The organism is Halomonas sp. AOP7-E1-9 (assembly GCF_052376035.1).
Taxonomy (GTDB): domain Bacteria; phylum Pseudomonadota; class Gammaproteobacteria; order Pseudomonadales; family Halomonadaceae; genus Vreelandella; species Vreelandella citrativorans.
In genome coordinates, this window is sequence record NZ_JBQSVC010000017.1 from 57,225 (window position 1) to 72,589 (window position 15,365).

Below are 15,365 nucleotides of genomic sequence, written 5' to 3' on the forward strand. Positions count from 1 at the left end.
GCCCTTTACGGCAGGCTTTGTATTTTATGCCTCTACCACGCTTCTCTTTCTCGCTCGGAATCTTCCCATGTCATTTGAAACACGCCGCTTGTCCGAACTGGCCGACCACGATGCTTTTATCAAACGTCATAACGGCCCGAATGCCGACGACGTAGATACCATGTTAAACGTGCTCAATATCAAGCGCATGGAAGATCTGATTGAGCAAACCATACCCAGCGATATTCGCCTTGGCCGCGAACTGAACCTGGATGATCCACGTAGTGAGGCTGAAGCGCTTGAGTACTTAGGCCAGCTGGCTCGCCAGAACCGTGTTGCTAAAAGCTATATTGGCCAGGGCTATTACGGCACGCATATGCCAGCGGTTATTCAACGTAATGTGCTCGAAAACCCGGGTTGGTACACCGCTTATACGCCCTATCAGCCAGAAATTTCTCAAGGCCGGTTGGAAGGATTATTAAACTTTCAGCAGGTTATTATGGACCTGACCGGAATGGAGCTTGCCAATGCTTCATTACTGGATGAGGCCACGGCAGCCGCAGAAGCCATGGCGCTATGTAAGCGGAGTAATAAAAAGAGCAAATCCAACGCTTTCTTTATTGCCGACGATATTTTTCCGCAAACCCTTGATGTCGTAAAAAACCGCGCTGATTTTTTTGGTTTTGAAATCATTACAGGGCCTGCCGATACGCTTGCCGACCATGATGTGTTTGGCGCGTTGCTTCAGTACCCTTCCGCCAGCGGCGAAGTACGTGACTTGGCACCTCTGTTAAAGGCGGCCACTGCCCATAATATCATGACCTGTGTAGCCTCTGACTTGCTGAGTCTGGTGCTTCTCAAGGAACCCGGCGCGTTAGGTGCGGATATCGTGATTGGCAATTCGCAGCGTTTTGGGGTGCCGATGGGCTTTGGTGGCCCACATGCGGCGTTCTTTGCCACCTCAGATAAGCTTAAGCGCTCTATTCCCGGGCGTATTATCGGTGTATCCAAAGATAGCCGAGGCCATACCGCCCTGCGGATGGCCATGCAGACGCGCGAGCAGCATATCCGTCGCGAAAAGGCCACCTCCAACATCTGCACGGCGCAGGCTCTTTTAGCCAATATTGCAGGGTTCTACGCGACCTACCACGGTGCTGAAGGGCTGCGTAAAATTGCTGGGCGTGTCCATCGGCTCACCACATTGCTGGCGCAAGGCTTGCAGCAATCTGGCGTTTCGCTGGTGCATAACAGCTGGTTTGATACGCTGCGCTTAACTCAGGTAGATGCAGGTAAAATTCATGGCCGCGCCATGACGCACGATGTCAATCTCCACTACTTCGCCAATGGCGATGTAGGCATCAGCCTGGATGAAACAACCACCGCACACGATGTTGCCACCCTATTTGATGTGCTGCTAGGTAATGAACACGGGCTTTCTGTCGCAGCGCTGGATGAGCAAGTAATTGCCAGCGCTACCACGGGCATCCCCGCCGTCTGCCAGCGGGAAAGTGATTTTCTGAGCCACCCCACCTTTAACCGGTACCGCAGCGAAACAGAAATGCTGCGTTATCTAAAACGCCTGGAGAATAAGGACTTGTCGCTTGCCCATGCGATGATCCCTTTAGGCTCTTGCACCATGAAACTTAACGCTACCAGCGAAATGATCCCTATTTCCTGGCCTGCGTTTGCAGACTTGCACCCGTTTGCGCCGCGCGACCAGGTCGCTGGCTATCATCAAATGATTGATGAACTGGCCGCGTTCCTGGTAGAAATCACTGGTTACGATCATATTTCCATGCAACCTAACTCGGGCGCGCAGGGTGAGTACGCGGGGCTGCTGGCCATTCGCCGTTACCAGGCTGCGCAAGGCGAAGCACACCGTAATGTGTGCCTGATTCCAAGCTCTGCCCATGGTACCAACCCGGCAACAGCGGCCATGGTAGGCATGGAGGTGGTCGTTGTAGAGTGTGATCAGAACGGCAATATTGATATAAATGACCTAATGGACAAAGCCGCCCAGCATAGCGACAAGCTCTCGGCGATCATGATTACTTACCCTTCGACCCATGGTGTTTTCGAATCTCATGTGCGCAAGGTCTGTGACGTGGTGCATCAGCACGGTGCCCAAGTGTATGTCGATGGCGCCAATATGAATGCTCAAGTGGGACTCACGCGCCCTGGCGACTTCGGGGGCGACGTATCGCACCTTAACCTACATAAGACCTTCTGCATTCCCCACGGCGGCGGCGGCCCGGGTATGGGGCCTATCGGCGTAAAAGCTCACCTGGCGCCTTATGTCTCCAACCACGTGGTGACACCTATCAATGGCGTTAACCCAGAGAGCGGTGCCGTCTCAGCCGCAGCGTTTGGCAGCGCATCCATCCTGCCTATCTCGTGGGCCTATATTAAAATGATGGGCGCCCGAGGGCTTCGCGAGGCAACACAGTTAGCCATTTTGAACGCTAACTACACCGCCAAGCGCCTGGAGGAGTCCTACTCCATTCTCTATCGGGGAACTAACGGCATGGTTGCCCACGAATGCATTATTGATATTCGCCCACTAAAGGCAGCGTCAGGTATCAGTGAGGAAGATATTGCCAAGCGGTTGATGGACTATGGCTTCCATGCGCCCACCATGTCATTTCCGGTGCCAGGCACGTTGATGATAGAGCCGACCGAGTCCGAGTCGCTCTATGAAATTGACCGATTCTGCGATGCCATGATTGCCATCCGCGAAGAGATCAAGCGTGTTGAAAGTGGCGAGTGGACGCTGGATAACAACCCGTTGGTTAACGCCCCCCACACACAGGCCGATATTATGGACAGCCAGTGGGAACGGCCTTATGACCGCCAACTGGGCGCTTTTCCCACTGAGGCAGTCACTGCAGCCAAATACTGGCCAACCGTTAATCGGGTGGATAATGTATTTGGGGATCGTCAGCTTATTTGTTCTTGCCCGGGTATTGATGAATACCGGAATTGACGTCCTCCCCCGCCTAAAGGCGGGGGATTCCCACTACAGGAGGGCAACGTCCTGCCCCGAGAGATAGGATGTTCCGAGCCGCATTCATGTCCCGATCTTGGAGGACACCACACTCCAAGCACTCCCACTCTCTTATTCGCAGCCCGTTTACGCCTTGAGGGCCGCTGAGCGACCCGCACGACGAGCAGGTGCGGCTGGTGTATGCCTCGCGAACCTCTCGATAGACGATGCCTGCGTGGTCGCACTTGTATTCCAGCATCGTCTTGAGTTGGCCCCAACCAGCGTCCAGCACCGACTTGGCCATCCGGGTCTTCGCGAGTTTCACGGGCGATACATCACCCACATAGATTTCGCCATGCTGGTTGACCAACTGACGAGAGAACTTGTGTAGCGCATCCTGGCGACGGTTCTTGATCCTGGCATGGATGGCTTTGATGCGTTTTTTGTTGCGAGAACGCTGGGCCGTCGCCAGCTTGTCTTGCATATCGCGGTAGAAGCGACCGTTCTCAAGACGCTCACCATCGCTACAAGTCGCCACGTCCTTCAGACCCAAGTCGATGCCGACAGCGCCTTGGCCGGTCGAGGGCTGGACATCGACCCCGACCACGACATTGAAGTACCAGCGCCCCCGAGCATCCTCGTTGAAGCTACCCGAGCGGAACCTATATTGGCTGAGGCCATGGCTGTCCCAGACCTTGAAGTAGCTGCCGTTGTGGAACACTTGCCCGTTCTTCCACTTGGCGGCACCGGACTTGAAGGGCACCCAGCCCAACGAGCGGCGCATGCCACCGGACTTGCGCCATGCCAGCCGAGGCTTCTTGAACTGTTTGCGGCGGGTGGCGTATTCCCGTGCAACTTCCTGCAAGGTCTGGCTGTGTAGCCCAAGGTCTTTGCCCGCGCCATTCGTGTACTTCTGAATATCGTAGGCAGACAGAAACAGACCGCGTTCACGAATGGCGCGAGCGCTTAATTCGTTCACATAGTTCCAGACAAAGTTCACGCTGCGCGCCATGCCGTTGAGCTGGGCAGCGTGCTTGTCTTTGATGCGCACTTTGAGGGTCTTGGTCTGTTTCATAGCTTCGATTATACTTGGCCTATGGATACCAAACAACCTTACAGAACCGGCAGGCACTGTGTTTTCATGCTCCATGCACACTTGGTCTTTGTTACCAAGTACAGGGGCAGTATCTTCAGCGCCGAACACTTGGAGTCTCTTGAAGAGCTCTTCCGTCGCGTATGCGCAGACTTCGAGGCAGAGCTGGTGGAGTTCAATGGCGGAACCGATCATGTCCACCTACTGGTGAACTACCCGCCTAAGGTGGCGCTATCTCGCTTGGTGAACAGCTTGAAAGGGGTTTCAAGCCGAAGGCTCAAATTAATGCACCCTGATTTGGTGAAGCCGGCGTACCAGAAGAACGCCCTATGGAGCCCAAGCTACTTTGCTGGCAGCGTAGGCGGCGCACCTATATCGGTTGTGCGGCAATACATCGAGCAGCAAGCCCGCCCAAACTAGGTCGCCCTGACGGGCGACGCGCTCTACATCCCCGCACTAGAAGTACGGGGCTTTCCGCGCATTCTGGTAAAACACGCTAGGCGCCTAATACGTAAGCCAACGCTTCAGCAAGTGAACGCCTTTGAGCCCTTATTCGGGTACCAGAGGCGTTCTTTCCTGGATGCGTTGCTTACAAAAACCATCCAACAGTTTTTCATAGCGTTTAGGAAGTACGGAGTCACGCCGACGTAGCAGATAGAGCTCTTCATTCACCGCAATGGGTAAGGTTAACGCTTTCACCTGACGTTGCCACGGTGACGTTTCCAAGACCAATAAAGAAACCACTGTAAACCCAAGCCCGCGAGCAACCGCATCCAGCACCATACCGACTTCGTTGGTAAACCCCTGGTAGCGAAAATGTGTCATTGAGCGAAACTCACCTGGATAATTCGCTCTTAACAGTGAATACGCGTGGTTAATGCCATCGTAGTAGTTAAGAAAGCCGATGCCCATTAAATCAGACAGCGTACTCCCGGCAAAATCAGCGGGCACCACTAGGCACAGCGGCTCTTTATGCCATAGCGTGCAGGTAAGGTCAGGATGGTTGAGCGCTTCCGTCACAATACCTATATCGTAGCGCCCTTCCAGCAAGTCATTCACAATTTCGTGGTTAAACGCAAAGCTATAATTAACGGTTAAATTAGGATGCATTTGCTGCTGACCTAACATAAACGGATACAGCATGAGACCAACACTTCCAGGCGACGCTATACGGCACTCACCACTGTCCAGAGAGTCATCATCCAAGCCATGACGAAATTGTTCATGCTCAGCAAAGAGTTTTAACGCGTAATCGTAAGCACGACGACCCGACTCCGTTAAGGTAAAACTTCGTCCTTTACGCTCAATTAGCGTTTTATCAAGGTAGTTTTCCAATTTACGTACATGCTGACTAACCCCGGGCTGGGTCATCTCCAGGCGATGTGCCGTACGTGTAAAACTACCGGTCTCAACTAACGTAATAAATGTCCGAAAATACTGGGCATTAAACATAATAAAACGCCATTTTCTATAGCCACCGTGTGCGCGTATTTTGCGCATAGAGTAGCACAGTTGGGCTTGTCACTGGTTGCGCTGTACCCACCGCTTTAGCGTGCTAGTATGCAATAAGTTAAAAAAATGACCAGGAATCGACGCACTAATGACATCAATTATCCAGCCTCGTGCCACTATCTCTAGCATTATCTCTCCCGAAGGAAGCCTTGAAGTGCTTTCACAGCACGAGGTTAATCGGCTACAAAGCACCTCACAAAACGGCTTACATGATTTACTGCGCCGCTGTGCACTGGCTGTCTTGAATTGCGGAAGGCCCACCGATGACAGTGTGGCTATTCTTGAAGCGTATAAAGATTTTGATATTGAGGTATTACAGCAGGATAGGGGAATTCGCTTAAAGCTGACCAATGCGCCAGCAGAAGCCTTTGTCGATGGCCAAATGATACGCGGCATTCGTGAGCACCTTTCCTCTATTATTCGCGATATTGTCTACGTCTATAACGAGATCCAGCATCACAACCGCTTTGACCTTAATACAGCCGAAGGAACCACCAACGCCGTTTTTCATATTTTGCGTAAAGCCGGCACGTTAAAACCGGGACGTGACCCAAGCCTGGTCGTTTGCTGGGGCGGGCACTCCATTTCACGTGATGAGTACGAGTATTCAAAAGATGTTGGCTACCATCTTGGGCTGCGCGATTTAGATATTTGTACCGGCTGTGGCCCTGGCGCCATGAAAGGGCCGATGAAAGGCGCTAATGTCGCCCATGCCAAACAGCGGCGCAAGGATAGCCGTTACCTGGGGATTTCCGAGCCGGGCATTATTGCTGCAGAAGCCCCCAATCCCATTGTTAATGAACTCGTCGTCATGCCTGACATTGAAAAGCGCTTGGAAGCGTTTGTGCGTCTAGGTCATGGCATTATTGTTTTTCCTGGCGGGGTCGGTACGGCTGAAGAGATTTTGTACTTGCTCGGCATACTGTTGCACCCCAATAACAGCGAAACACCCTTCCCTCTCATTTTCACAGGGCCTGCAAACTCGGCCGCGTATTTCCAAAAAATAGACGAGTTTCTGGTCTACACCTTGGGCGAAGAAATTCGTCGCTACTACACCATCATTACCGGTGATCCGGTCGCGGTCGCGCGTAAAATGCGTACTGGGATTGATATCATCAAAGAGTTCCGGCGCAATCAGCAGGACGCCTTTTACTATAACTGGCGACTCACCATTGCACGCGATTTTCAAGCAACCTTCGAGCCGACCCACGAAGCCATGCGTGAACTCGCTCTGCATCGCCAGCAGCCCAAGCATGAACTTGCCGCCAATCTTCGTCGTGCCTTTTCTGGAATTGTGGCTGGAAATGTCAAGGAACAAGGCATTAAAGCCATTAAAGCACACGGTCCCTTTGTGCTAACCGCAGAACCTGCCCTGATGCAGCACCTGGACGAGTTACTGAGCTCATTTGTTGCCCAAGGGCGCATGAAACTTGATGGCCAACCCTACACGCCGTGTTATGTTTTAAAATAACCGCGGCTCCAAGGCGCTATTTGCAGCACAATTGCCAATATCTGCAGCCGAGAAATCGGCTGCTTCACTTGTTCCCGGAAGAAAACCTTGCTCATCGCCCTACTGACGCTGTTAGCTGCTGGCATTATTAAAGGTGCTATTGGTTCGGGTGTGCCGGTGTTGGTTGTGCCGGTATTTACCATGCTTTATGACGTTAAGCTCGCGATTGCCGTTCTGGTTGTTCCCAACCTGCTTAGCAACCTGCTTCAGGTATGGCAATACCGGCGCCACCTACTGCCCATCCGGTTTCTGGCTGCTTTTTCGATAGCGGGCGCGCTAGGTATTATTCTGGGCACTTGGGGGTTAGTGGTTCTCTCGCCAAAGCTGCTTTCGTTAGGCGTTGCAGGCGCGATTGTCTTGTATCTAATCATCAAACTAACAAGACGACGCTTGGTACTTTCCTACGCACTGGCTTCACGAATCGTCATCCCGGTTGGCTTACTGGGCGGTATATTGCAAGGCGCTGCAGGCATGTCCGCTCCCGCTTCGATTACATTTTTGAATGCGATGAAGCTGGAAAGGCCTGTGTTTATTGGCTCAATTTCCGTCTTTTTTGTGACGATTACCTGCGTGCAAATTCCCGCGCTCTTAAAGGCTGACATACTGACAATGCAGCGTTCGCTTTATAGCGTCATTGCTCTAGGCATCATTTTGATGGCTATGCCGCTGGGAGCCTACTTGGGCAATCGAATGCCACACCGTTGGTTTGATAATTTAATCATGCTGCTACTTACGGGCATCGCTCTTAAAATTATTATTGATACATTGCTTCTCTCTTGATTCCCCAAGATCAAGATTCTAAAGCAAAAAACAAGGAACAAACTACACTGTAGTCTGTCGGATTTTCACCAAGGTCGATACTTACCAAGGAAAGGAGCTAGCCATGCAGATGATTGATCAATTACGCGATGGAAAGACAAAAGCCTTTGCAAAACACTGCTTTGAAAGTAGCTCAGCTGAAAAACTCCGTGCAGCAGCCGAAGGTAAGGCTAATTCGTCTGAAATGAAGCACTGGGGAATAACGGAAGGCCAATGGGAAGAAGCTGTCGCGGCAGCCTTGGCCGATCATGAGGCTGATGAGTAACCTGCTCATTACCTAGTCATTTATTAGGCTTTCCCTAAAAGCCGCTCACGCCATTTGTCGGCGGCTTTTCTATCGCTAAATTAACAAACATTAAAGCCGCCTTTAACGCAGCCATTGTGTGATCACAAGCAAACTAAAACGTTCTAACGGAGTCCTAAAAAACCAGCATGAAATAACGACGGCTGATGGAGAAATACCATGTCCATAATGATTGACGATATACTGATGTTGCCAAAAACGGATTTTAATGACGCATTAACTATCGGCGAGGAGCGAGAGCATTTTGGCCTAATTGATAAACGTGATGAATATAAACAGGTGTCGCGAGACGTTCTTATCAAGGTAGTCGCCATTCATGGTGACAATTATGAAGTTAAAGTCATTGACATATTAACACCGTAATACTGGAGTGGCGCTGGCAGGGCATATTATTAAGCTCGCCAGTGCACTTTCTTGCTTTTTTCACTTACTCTTCCACCGATACTCTTCGAAGATCTTCAAGGCGCACATTTTCCGGCAGCTCAGACGCCTTTGCAGGCAACCATACCGGCGACAAATCGCTATCCTCACGTCCATCCTTATGAGTACAGCCGGGTACGCGATAAACTACCCGGCTATGATGGTCATCCCACGCAAAAATACGGTCCATACGGTTCTCCTTGAAATGGATAACGCTCAGCAGTGTGCCGATGCCAAGAGTGTGTAGTTGAGTAACTAGCAAGCCCCGCTCTTTCCTTGGCAAAAATCTCTTGGTAGGAAAAGTGACATGCCCATGTCACCAACCTGCGCAGCCTTCTCACATTTACTTTTTTTCGTTCTAATGCGTCCTTGATAGACAAAATCTTTAGTGGGCCACACATAATGCGCTATTGTGGCAAGCAATTTTCCCAAGATAGAAAACAATCGGTTTTGCCGAAAGCATTTGCTAAGCTAACATTAAGAATTAATATATATTGCCAATAATTAAATGCTTTAACACACTGGGGGGACGAACCAGCATGGCCAAAGGAATCAAGATTTATAATAAACCGGCTGGCGGGTGGGGAGCACTCAAAGCTGTCGCCGAAGCAGTGCGTGAAGAAATGGGGATGAGCACCCATACGCGCGCATTATTGCAAATGAATCAGCCCGATGGCTTTGACTGCCCAGGCTGTGCATGGCCGGATCCCGAGCACACATCATCGTTTGAATTTTGCGAAAATGGCGCCAAGGCCGTCACCTGGGAGGCGACATCCAAACGCGTCACATCAGAATTCTTTGACACACACACTGTTTCAGAGCTTTGGGAATGGTCGGATCACCAGCTGGAAAATCAAGGGCGCTTGACGCAGCCTGTACGTTTTGATGCCCAAACTGATCGTTTCGTTCCAGTAAGCTGGGAAGAAGCATTTAGCCGGGCTGCAGACGCTCTGAATAACCTCGACGATCCTACGCAAGCGGAGTTCTATACCTCAGGACGGGCATCCAACGAAGCTGCCTTTCTTTATCAGCTTTTTGCACGTGAATTCGGCTCGAATAATTTTCCCGACTGTTCCAATATGTGTCATGAGCCTACTAGTGTCGGGCTACCAAAATCGATTGGCATCGGCAAAGGGACAGTGACGCTTAATGATTTTGAGCAGGCTGATGCCGTTTTTTGTATAGGACATAACCCTGGAACCAACCACCCACGTATGCTCAGAACGCTGGCGGATGTCTCGAAGCGCGGAAAGCCGGTGGTGGTTATTAACCCGTTACGTGAACGAGGCCTGGAGCGGTTTCAGGACCCGCAGTCGCCCGCTGAAATGCTCACTGATAGCGCAACAGGTATTGATCGCGCTTATTTTCAGGTGAAGGTCGGCGGCGACGTAGCCGTGTTCAAAGGCATTATGAAATCGCTGTTTGATGCTGATACGAAAAACATGAACGCAGGTGGGAGCGGCCTGCTTGATCGCTCTTTTATTGCCGAACACACGGTAGGCTTTGAGGCGTTGAAGTCGGATATTGAAAATACAGACTGGGACACCATTGTTCGCCGTTCGGGCCTACCGCGTGAACAAATTGAAGCGCTTACAGACATCTATGCATCTGCCGAGAACGTTATCTTCTGCTATGGCATGGGTATCACGCAACACCGGCATGGGACAGAAGCCATCCAGCAAATGGTCAACCTGCTTCTACTACGCGGAAATATGGGACGCCCCGGTGCTGGAATTTGCCCATTACGGGGCCACTCCAATGTTCAAGGCGATAGAACGGTCGGCATCACAGAGATTCCAAACGAGGCATTTCTGTCGCGGCTAGATAAGGCATTCGGTATTAAAAGCCCTCGTGCCCATGGTCATAATGCCGTCAACGCACTGGCTGCGATGCGGGATGGACGATCAAAGACATTCATCGGTTTGGGCGGTAACTTTGCCGTCGCCATGAGCGATCCCCAAATCGCCTACGATGCCTTCCGCGGCCTTGATCTCAACATCCAGATTGTCACAAAACTCAATAGAACCTGCCTGCTGACAGCACATGAAACCATCATCCTGCCGTGCTTAGGCCGAACCGAGCATGATATCCAGGAAACGGGCCCACAAAGCATCACTGTCGAAGATTCAATGTCGATGGTCCATGCATCAAGGGGTGGCCTAAAACCCGCATCAGATGAACTGCGCTCAGAGCCTGCCATTATTGCAGGCCTCGCCATGGCAGCACTGCCCGAAACGGCCGTCGACTGGAAGGCACTGATTGCCGACTATAACCAGATCCGTGACAAAATTGAGGCTGTGTTTCCTGATTTCTTTGACTTCAATGAGCGTATTCAAAAACCAGGCGGCTTTCGTCTGAGAGTTGGTGCAAGTCAGCGAGAATGGGATACGCCTGACGGCAAAGCGCATTTCCTTGTCATGTCCGGTACAGACGAGGATGACGGACGCGATGATACAGCACTCACTCTGACCACCATACGTAGCCATGATCAATACAATACAACAATATACGGCTTGAATGACCGTTATCGAGGCGTCCACGGCAGGCGTGATGTACTGTTCGCAAACCGTGATGATCTAGCAGACCTGGGGCTCGAAGAAGGTGATGTCGTCGACGTACGGTCAGGAGATCGAATTTTGGCAGGGCTGACACTGGTTGATTATTCGATTTCGCGTGGTTCATTGGCAACGTATTTTCCAGAAGCCAACTGCCTTGTTGGCCTGGATGACAAGGACCACGAAAGCGAGGTCCCTGCTTATAAATCCATTCCCGTCATCATCACAAAAGCAGAGGCTTCACTCTGATCACATGCGCTGTGAGACAGAACCTCTCAGATGGGACTACTGAACTGAATCAAACGGAAATCTGATTTTTTTAAGCTCACTACTTCAGGCATATTCAGCAAGATGCTGGGCACCCAACGGGGAGACAGAGCATGTCTCCCTGAACTATTCAAACTGAGATACTCAATGATGGACGATCCTGTCGAAAATCTAGACAGACCGGGAAATCGTAATGCCCAGATACGCTATGTCACACTTGCCGGAATAACGGGAATATTAACAGGCACGGTCGGCTCGTTTTTCCACCTTTTGATCGACCGTCTCCAGGTTTGGCCACATCTGTTGGCTGAACATATTAGCGGTACTGTGCTCATTATCTCGGCTGCGCTAATCACGATGTGCATTACGGTTCTTTCCGCCTATTTCGTGAACCGCTATGCTCCTGAGGCGCGTGGCAGTGGCGTGCAAGAAATTGAAGGTGCCATGCTGGGCTTAAGAACCGTCCACTGGCGCCGGGTGCTTCCTATCAAGTTCTTCACGGGTGTGGCGGCCATTGCTTCTGGCATGGTCCTTGGACGTGAAGGCCCCACCATTCATATCGGTGCTTCGTTTTCCGCGGCGATCACCGATTTTTTTAAGGTAAGCGAAACTGAGCGGCGCGGCATGCTTGGCGCTGGTGCAGCGGCTGGCTTGGCTTGCGCCTTCAATGCTCCCCTTGCTGCTATTCTTTTCATCATTGAAGAGACACACCGTCAATTTCCTTATACGTTCCGGACGTACATGGGCATTATCGTTGCCGCGCTGCTGGCAACCGTGATGACGCAAGTCATCGGGGGTACAGCGCCCGATTTTTCCATGTTGGTTGCAGCCCCTGAAAATTGGCTGCTACCAGCGTTTGTGGCGCTTGGCTGTCTTCTCGGCGTTCTCGGTGTTGCATTGAATGCAGGCCTTATGCACATGGCGGTACTCGCATCGAGCATCAATGCACGCATCCCCTATCTCTTTCCCGCGCTTGTCGGCTTTGCAGTTGGGGCGCTGCTTATTCTCATGCCGTTATCCGTGACAGGTGGCGAATATGCTCTGACGTTTATTGCTGAGCACAGCCAAGGATTAATGTTTCTTCTGCTATTGGCGATAATGCGCTATTGCACGATGGTTACCAGCTATTCAGCCGGCACACCAGGCGGTATCTTCGCGCCTATGCTGGCTTTATCAATGTGCGTTGGCTTGGCTTTTGGTGGCACCCTTGATGCCTTGGTGCCATCAGCCGGCATCGTCCCACTGGCATTCGGTATAGCGGCGATGGGCGGTCTGTTCTCGGCCTCAGTGCGCGCTCCCGTGGTCGGCGTAGCCCTGACCCTGGAGCTGACAGCTTCCTATACAATGGTTATGCCACTGATAGCCACATGTGTCACTGCCAATATGGTGGCTCAATGGATCGGCGGGCGCCCCATTTATGACCAGTTACTCGAAAAAACATTGGCGCAAGCCGAGATTAACCCGGCAGCCAAAGGGCCCGACAAAACGGGGCTGGCATAAGCTTTTAGACATTAGCACTACTGTCTTTTATACGTAGGCACCAAAATCGTTGGTACGAGGATAAAGTGGATATAACTGTCATCATCTTTCTGCTGGTCTATCTGGCATTAGCACTCGGCCATCTTCCTGGTTTTCGTGTTGACCGAACGGGCGCGGCCGTCGTTGGTGCTGTCTCCATGATTGGCTTTCAGAGGATTACCGATGAGGCTGCCTGGAATGCAATCGATTATGAAACGGTCGGCTTATTATTCGGGCTAATGATCGTGTCAGGTGCTTTTTCCGTTTCTGGGTTTTACGCATGGCTCGCCAGTAAAGTGGCCTCGATGGATGTCTCTCCTCCGCGCTTGCTTGCGCTGCTGGTAATAACGGGGGCAGGCCTGTCGGCGGTGCTAACGAATGATGTCGTCGTGGTTGCCATGACACCGTTGTTAGTGTCGATAACCCTCTCTCGTGGACTTAACCCAACGCCATTTTTGTTGGCCTTTTGCTTTGCGACCAATACCGGTTCGGTAGCCACTATTATTGGCAGCCCACAAAATATGATTGCAGCCCAAGCGCTGGGCTTATCGTTTACCGGGTTTATGAAAGTTGCACTGGTACCTGCGTTGCTTTCCTTACCGCTCGTTTGGGGCGTTGTAGCCCTGCTCTATCGAGGCAACTGGAAGCTTGCGCCGCATAATCCGAGTGCGCCATGTGAGCCACCAGCGCCTATAGCGTCAATGGACCGACTAGAAACCCTTAAAGCCGCGATTGTGACTATTGGTGTAATTTCTGCTTTTATATTTTCAGACTTACCTCGCGAACTTATTGCTCTGTCAGCAGCAGGTATTATTCTGGTGAACCGCCGCTTATCTTCCAAGGAGGTGCTCGGCACGGTTGATGGGAATCTGCTGCTTTTATTGATGGGATTGTTTGTTGTGAATGCAGCCCTCGCACAGACAGGACTGCCGCAAAAGATCATCACCGAAATGCAGGCGGCAGGCATCGACTTTTCCGACCCAACAACACTTTTTATTGTCGGCTCAGTCTTAAGTAATGTTATTGGGAATAATCCTGCAGTAATGCTGTTGGCGCCATATTTACAGCATTCAGGGGATGTGGATGCGCTTGGTGCAGCGCTGGCATTGAGTACAGGCTTTTCCAGTAACCTCATCATTTTTGGAAGCCTTGCGGGCATTATTGTGGTTGAGCAGGCGGCAAGTCGCGGCATCACCATTAGCATGCGTGAATTTTGCCGTGCAGGCGTCCCAGTTGCCGCCGCTTGCATAGTGCTGGCACTCGCCTGGATAACACTACTGACCGCGTGATCATGGCTGCTCGTATTTTACTAACGGTCTTCATGGTATCCGATGCAGCACCCACGTTGCCGAGCAATTTATACGAGGCATGGGTATCACCACACGCTATTTCCCGAATATTGACGCCCCGGACGATGGTCAATCGATCACTTCGAACAGGCTGACGATCCAGATCACCTGAAACAAGAGCGCAAATACAACGAACCCCGCCTGATAGCGTTCCGATCGCCAGACCAGCGCCAATATGGTTCCGACAATCAGCATCACCTGGCGAACCGGGTAATACCAGCCATAGTGGGCTGCATAATAGTCACCGCCCTTGATCAGGGTATCGATAACATCGACGACCAAGAGCACTAGCAGCAAAACATAAAAGCTCCGGCTGCGCTTTTGGAAGTAATCACCATATCCCTGATATTCGTCCATGCGATCTGGAAACAGAACCGCCGACAAGGCTGCAAACAGACTAGCGTAGAATATCAGGAAGAAATAGAGTGCGAAGGACCAGTTCGGGCGATGGGCGAGCGCGAATTCAAACCACCAGAAATGAATGATGAACAGTAGCAGGAATAGCACCCAGCCTATGTGTAGGAGATAAATTTTCTCCCGCCCCGGATGTTGAACGAAACGCGTGAGGCCGATAATCAGGCGACTAACGCTGAGCCCCAGCACCATTCCTACGATGATGCGGATATGCGTAAAGATTTCTCCACTGGAAGGAACGTACGGCAACTCGTTCATGTCACCTCGCGATGCTGCAACTGGATCAACATACGCAGGTTATCAAAACCTGCTTTTTTGTATTTCTTTCAGAGTCAGACCAATGGATGTTTTCATGCATATATTCCACAAGCCTATTGAGGCTGCGACATCACTTCCCGACGGTATCAGTTCAATTATCCCAGGAGAAGCTCTTTGTTTTAATACAGTGTAATAAAGTTATCTGAATCAAGCTCTTCGCTTAGTGAGATTCCTCTTTCTCTTATGACGCAAGCGGGGTGGAAAACTGACGATATTTTGCCAGAATATTTCCAAGCACAAAAAAACGCCGCTCGGCATGACCCGTAAGCGGCGTTTTATCAGTATTCCTGGTCGGAGTGACAGGATTCGAACCTGCGACCTTTG

Annotated in this window: 13 protein-coding genes; 9 read left to right on the forward strand and 4 right to left on the reverse strand. The window is 51.2% G+C overall.

What is annotated here, in order from left to right:
* Positions 1–67: 67 nt before the first annotated feature.
* The gene (gene gcvP / locus ACT3R4_RS11130) at positions 68–2,962 is read left to right on the forward strand and encodes an aminomethyl-transferring glycine dehydrogenase (protein WP_441679038.1); all 2,895 of its coding nucleotides are present in this window, start codon (positions 68–70) and stop codon (positions 2,960–2,962) included.
* A gap of 13 nt (positions 2,963–2,975) precedes the next feature.
* Here the strand turns inward: gcvP and ACT3R4_RS11135 are convergent, their stop codons facing one another.
* On the reverse strand, positions 2,976–4,112 hold the full coding sequence (locus tag ACT3R4_RS11135) for an RNA-guided endonuclease InsQ/TnpB family protein (RefSeq protein WP_496201217.1): 1,137 nt from the start codon (positions 4,110–4,112) through the stop codon (positions 2,976–2,978).
* Between ACT3R4_RS11135 and tnpA the strand changes: the two genes are divergently transcribed.
* On the forward strand, positions 4,059–4,475 hold the full coding sequence (gene tnpA, locus ACT3R4_RS11140) for an IS200/IS605 family transposase (protein WP_441679036.1): 417 nt from the start codon (positions 4,059–4,061) through the stop codon (positions 4,473–4,475). The two genes, ACT3R4_RS11135 and tnpA, sit on opposite strands and share 54 nt — an antisense overlap.
* A gap of 129 nt (positions 4,476–4,604) precedes the next feature.
* Here the strand turns inward: tnpA and ACT3R4_RS11145 are convergent, their stop codons facing one another.
* A complete protein-coding gene (locus ACT3R4_RS11145) occupies positions 4,605–5,507 on the reverse strand; it encodes a LysR family transcriptional regulator (RefSeq protein WP_441679035.1) in 903 nt (300 codons plus the stop codon).
* Between the two features lie 148 nt (positions 5,508–5,655).
* Here ACT3R4_RS11145 and ppnN point away from each other — a divergent pair, with 148 nt between their 5' ends.
* The 4 genes from ppnN to ACT3R4_RS11165 all read left to right on the forward strand — a co-directional run bounded on the left by ppnN (position 5,656) and on the right by ACT3R4_RS11165 (position 8,563).
* Positions 5,656–7,038, forward strand: a complete 1,383-nt coding sequence (gene ppnN / locus ACT3R4_RS11150; protein WP_441679034.1) for a nucleotide 5'-monophosphate nucleosidase PpnN — start codon at positions 5,656–5,658, stop codon at positions 7,036–7,038.
* Positions 7,039–7,125: 87 nt separating this feature from the next.
* Positions 7,126–7,857: a TSUP family transporter gene (locus tag ACT3R4_RS11155; protein WP_441679033.1), complete on the forward strand. Its 732-nt coding sequence runs from the start codon at positions 7,126–7,128 to the stop codon at positions 7,855–7,857.
* A 103-nt stretch (positions 7,858–7,960) separates the two neighbouring features.
* Complete coding sequence (locus ACT3R4_RS11160; RefSeq protein ID WP_441679032.1) at positions 7,961–8,161, forward strand: hypothetical protein; 201 nt, start codon at positions 7,961–7,963, stop codon at positions 8,159–8,161.
* Between the two features lie 198 nt (positions 8,162–8,359).
* Entirely contained in the window at positions 8,360–8,563 is a 204-nt protein-coding gene (locus ACT3R4_RS11165) for a hypothetical protein (RefSeq protein ID WP_441679031.1), read from the forward strand.
* A gap of 64 nt (positions 8,564–8,627) precedes the next feature.
* Here ACT3R4_RS11165 and ACT3R4_RS11170 read toward each other — a convergent pair whose 3' ends face one another.
* Positions 8,628–8,882, reverse strand: coding sequence for a hypothetical protein (locus ACT3R4_RS11170; protein ID WP_441679030.1), 255 nt, complete (start codon positions 8,880–8,882; stop codon positions 8,628–8,630).
* Between the two features lie 277 nt (positions 8,883–9,159).
* On the opposite strand from ACT3R4_RS11170, the gene ACT3R4_RS11175 reads away from it, so the two are divergent.
* The 3 genes from ACT3R4_RS11175 (at position 9,160) to ACT3R4_RS11185 (ending at position 14,249) form a co-directional block, all read left to right on the forward strand.
* Entirely contained in the window at positions 9,160–11,424 is a 2,265-nt protein-coding gene (locus ACT3R4_RS11175) for an FdhF/YdeP family oxidoreductase (RefSeq protein ID WP_441679029.1), read from the forward strand.
* Between the two features lie 165 nt (positions 11,425–11,589).
* Positions 11,590–12,942, forward strand: a complete 1,353-nt coding sequence (gene clcA / locus ACT3R4_RS11180; RefSeq protein ID WP_441679028.1) for a H(+)/Cl(-) exchange transporter ClcA — start codon at positions 11,590–11,592, stop codon at positions 12,940–12,942.
* Positions 12,943–13,007: 65 nt separating this feature from the next.
* The gene (locus ACT3R4_RS11185; RefSeq protein WP_441679027.1) at positions 13,008–14,249 is read left to right on the forward strand and encodes an ArsB/NhaD family transporter; all 1,242 of its coding nucleotides are present in this window, start codon (positions 13,008–13,010) and stop codon (positions 14,247–14,249) included.
* Between the two features lie 129 nt (positions 14,250–14,378).
* Here ACT3R4_RS11185 and ACT3R4_RS11190 read toward each other — a convergent pair whose 3' ends face one another.
* Entirely contained in the window at positions 14,379–14,981 is a 603-nt protein-coding gene (locus tag ACT3R4_RS11190; protein WP_441679026.1) for a hypothetical protein, read from the reverse strand.
* Positions 14,982–15,365: the final 384 nt, after the last annotated feature.

Bases quoted from the DNA above. Each gene is read 5' to 3' on its own strand.
- ACT3R4_RS11160 (WP_441679032.1), top strand. From the start codon at position 7,961: ATGCAGATGATTGATCAATTACGCGATGGAAAGACAAAAGCCTTTGCA.
- ACT3R4_RS11175 (WP_441679029.1), top strand. From the start codon at position 9,160: ATGGCCAAAGGAATCAAGATTTATAATAAACCGGCTGGCGGGTGGGGA.
- ACT3R4_RS11190 (WP_441679026.1), bottom strand. From the start codon at position 14,981: ATGAACGAGTTGCCGTACGTTCCTTCCAGTGGAGAAATCTTTACGCAT.
- ppnN (WP_441679034.1), top strand. From the start codon at position 5,656: ATGACATCAATTATCCAGCCTCGTGCCACTATCTCTAGCATTATCTCT.
- ACT3R4_RS11135 (WP_496201217.1), bottom strand. From the start codon at position 4,112: ATGGAGCATGAAAACACAGTGCCTGCCGGTTCTGTAAGGTTGTTTGGT.
- ACT3R4_RS11165 (WP_441679031.1), top strand. From the start codon at position 8,360: ATGTCCATAATGATTGACGATATACTGATGTTGCCAAAAACGGATTTT.
- ACT3R4_RS11145 (WP_441679035.1), bottom strand. From the start codon at position 5,507: ATGTTTAATGCCCAGTATTTTCGGACATTTATTACGTTAGTTGAGACC.
- tnpA (WP_441679036.1), top strand. From the start codon at position 4,059: ATGGATACCAAACAACCTTACAGAACCGGCAGGCACTGTGTTTTCATG.
- clcA (WP_441679028.1), top strand. From the start codon at position 11,590: ATGATGGACGATCCTGTCGAAAATCTAGACAGACCGGGAAATCGTAAT.
- gcvP (WP_441679038.1), top strand. From the start codon at position 68: ATGTCATTTGAAACACGCCGCTTGTCCGAACTGGCCGACCACGATGCT.